Source organism: Micromonospora sp. NPDC003776 (assembly GCF_053605645.1).
This window is the reverse complement of the sequence record NZ_JBSGJR010000805.1, coordinates 1-2363: the sequence shown is the minus strand read 5'-3', so window position 1 is coordinate 2363 and position 2363 is coordinate 1. Positions and strand designations below refer to the sequence as shown.

Here is a 2363-nt window from a genome sequence, read left to right as displayed (position 1 = left end):
ACCGCGCCGGTCACCTCGGGACCCCGGATCTCCTTCGCCACGTCGACGCCGTCAACGGTCACGCCGTATCCCCCTCATCGGGCAGGTCGAACGGGTGTGGCATGGTTGAAGGCGTGATTCCGGCTGGCGAGCGTTCAGGTGCCACCGGCCCCGGCGGTCGCCCGGGCCGGGAGAGCACGGGTCAGTTCGGCGCGCTCGGGCTGCACCTCGCCGATCCGCGCGTCGAGGCGTCCGTGCTGGACATTCTCGAGCGGGTCGAGGTCGACCTGCGGGCCAGCGTGGCCAGCGCCGATCCGCTCGTCACCGAGGCGGCCCGCCACCTGGTCGAGGCCGGCGGCAAGCGGTTCCGTCCGCTCCTGGTGGCGCTCGGCGCCCAGTTCGGCGATCCGACCGGCGACCAGGTCGTACCGGCCGCCGTGGTGATGGAGCTCACGCACCTGGCGACGCTCTACCACGACGACGTCATGGACGAGGCCGTGGTGCGCCGGGGCGCCCCGAGCGCCAACTCCCGCTGGACCAACTCGGTCGCCATCCTGGTCGGCGACTACCTCTTCGCCCGGGCCGCGGACATCTCCGCGGAGCTGGGCCCCGACGCGGTACGTCTCCAGGCGCGCACCTTCGCCCGGCTGGTGCACGGGCAGATCGCCGAGACGGTCGGCCCCCGCGGCAGCGACCCGGTTGCGCACTACCTGCACGTCATCGCCGAGAAGACCGGCTCGCTGATCGCCACCTCGGCCCGCTTCGGCGGCATGTTCGGCGGCGCGTCGGCCGAGCGCATCGAGGCCCTGGCCGGCTACGGCGAGACCATCGGGGTGGCCTTCCAGCTCTCCGACGACCTGCTCGACATCGCCAGCGAGTCGGTGCAGTCCGGCAAGACCCCGGGCACCGACCTGCGCGAGGGGGTGCCGACCCTGCCGGTGCTCTACGCGCTCGCGTCGGACGACTCGGATGCCGCCAGCGTACGGCTGCGGGAGATCCTGGCCACCGGCCCGCTGGTGGACGACGCGCTGCACGCCGAGGCGCTCGGCCTGCTCCGCGAGTCCCCGGCGCTCAAGCGCGCCCGGGAGACGGTCCGCAGCTACGCCGAGGACGCCCGCGCGCGGCTCGCCCCGCTCCCGGAGAGCCCGGCCCGCCGCGCCCTCGAGTCCCTCTGCGACTACATCGCCGACCGCACCAGCTGACCCGGTCCGCCGGCCGTATGCTCGGCGCGGACGGTGGTCGATGAGCCCCGCCGAAGGGGAGTTGCGGTGCGGACCAACCGGGTCGAGGCGTTCAGCGACGGTGTCTTCGCCATCGCCATCACGCTGCTGGTGCTGGAGATCCGGGTGCCCGAGGAGACCGAGCGGCTCGGCCGGGAGCTGCTGGCTCTCTGGCCTTCCTACCTCGCGTACGGGATCAGCTTCCTGCTGATCGGCCTGGTGTGGGCCAACCACCACGTGATGTTCGAGAACATCGCGCGGGTCGACCGGGTGCTGCTCTTTCTCAACACGCTGCTGCTGGCGAACGTGGCGGCGCTGCCGTTCACCACCGCCGTGCTGGCCCGCGCGGTCAGCTCGGGGCACGGGCAGCCGCTGGCCGTCGCCGTCTACGGCGCCTGGCTGGTCGTCGGCGGGGTGTTCTTCAACGCGGTCTGGCTCTGGGCGCGCCACCGACCGGAGTTGCTGACCCCGGGCCTCTCCCGGACCTGGGTCGACCAGGTGGCCCGCCGGTTCGTGCTGGGGCCGGCGATGTACCTGGTCGGCACGGTGCTGGCGGCGTTCTCCTGGCAGCTGGCCGTTGCGGTCTTCGCCGCGTTGATCGTCTTCTACTGGCTGCCGGTCGCGGACTGGCGGTCGAACCGGGGCGGCGGCGAGGACCGACGCGACGGGCCGGCCGAGCCGGTGGCCGACTGAGCCGGCGGGTTCAACGGGCGCCACCCAGCATCCGGCTGCCGGTGAGCATCAGCAGGGCGGCCAGCAGCATCGCCACCCCGGCCGTCGCCCACATCGCCGGGTAGCCGAGGGCGTGGGCCAGGGCCCCGAGGCCCAGCGGGCCGAGGCAGCCGCCCGCGTACACCCCGGTCTGGGTGATCGAGGTGGCGGCGGCCGGGGCCTGCGGGTGGAGCTTGACCACGGCGAAGTTCATCAGCCCGGGCCAGGCCCAGCCGAGGCCGAAGCCGAGCACCACGCCGGCGACGAGCGGCACCGCACCGGGCACCGCGAGCAGGGCGAGCCCACCGGCACCCACCACGAGCATGCCGGCGATCAGCGCCACGTGACCGCTCTCCCGCCGGTCGGCGAGCCAACCGGCGCCCACCCGGGCCGCCACGCAGACCGCGCTGCCCAGGGTGAGGGTGAGGCCGGCGAGGCCGGGGGAGAGGCCCC

3 protein-coding genes are annotated in these 2363 nt (G+C 74.0%); 2 read left to right on the top strand and 1 reads right to left on the bottom strand.

Annotated elements, in window-relative coordinates; all coding sequences use genetic code 11:
- The first annotated feature begins 101 nt into the window (after positions 1-101).
- Positions 102-1181: a polyprenyl synthetase family protein gene (locus tag ACWEVO_RS35135; RefSeq protein ID WP_452311717.1), complete on the top strand. Its 1080-nt coding sequence runs from the start codon at positions 102-104 to the stop codon at positions 1179-1181.
- 66 nt (positions 1182-1247) lie between these two features.
- On the top strand, positions 1248-1892 hold the full coding sequence (locus ACWEVO_RS35130) for a TMEM175 family protein (RefSeq protein WP_452311716.1): 645 nt from the start codon (positions 1248-1250) through the stop codon (positions 1890-1892).
- A 10-nt stretch (positions 1893-1902) separates the two neighbouring features.
- Here ACWEVO_RS35130 and ACWEVO_RS35125 read toward each other — a convergent pair.
- A partial coding sequence (locus ACWEVO_RS35125; protein WP_452311715.1) for an MFS transporter occupies positions 1903-2363 on the bottom strand: 461 nt, incomplete at its 5' end.

Bases quoted from the DNA above. Each gene is read 5' to 3' on its own strand.
- ACWEVO_RS35135 (WP_452311717.1), top strand. From the start codon at position 102: ATGGTTGAAGGCGTGATTCCGGCTGGCGAGCGTTCAGGTGCCACCGGC.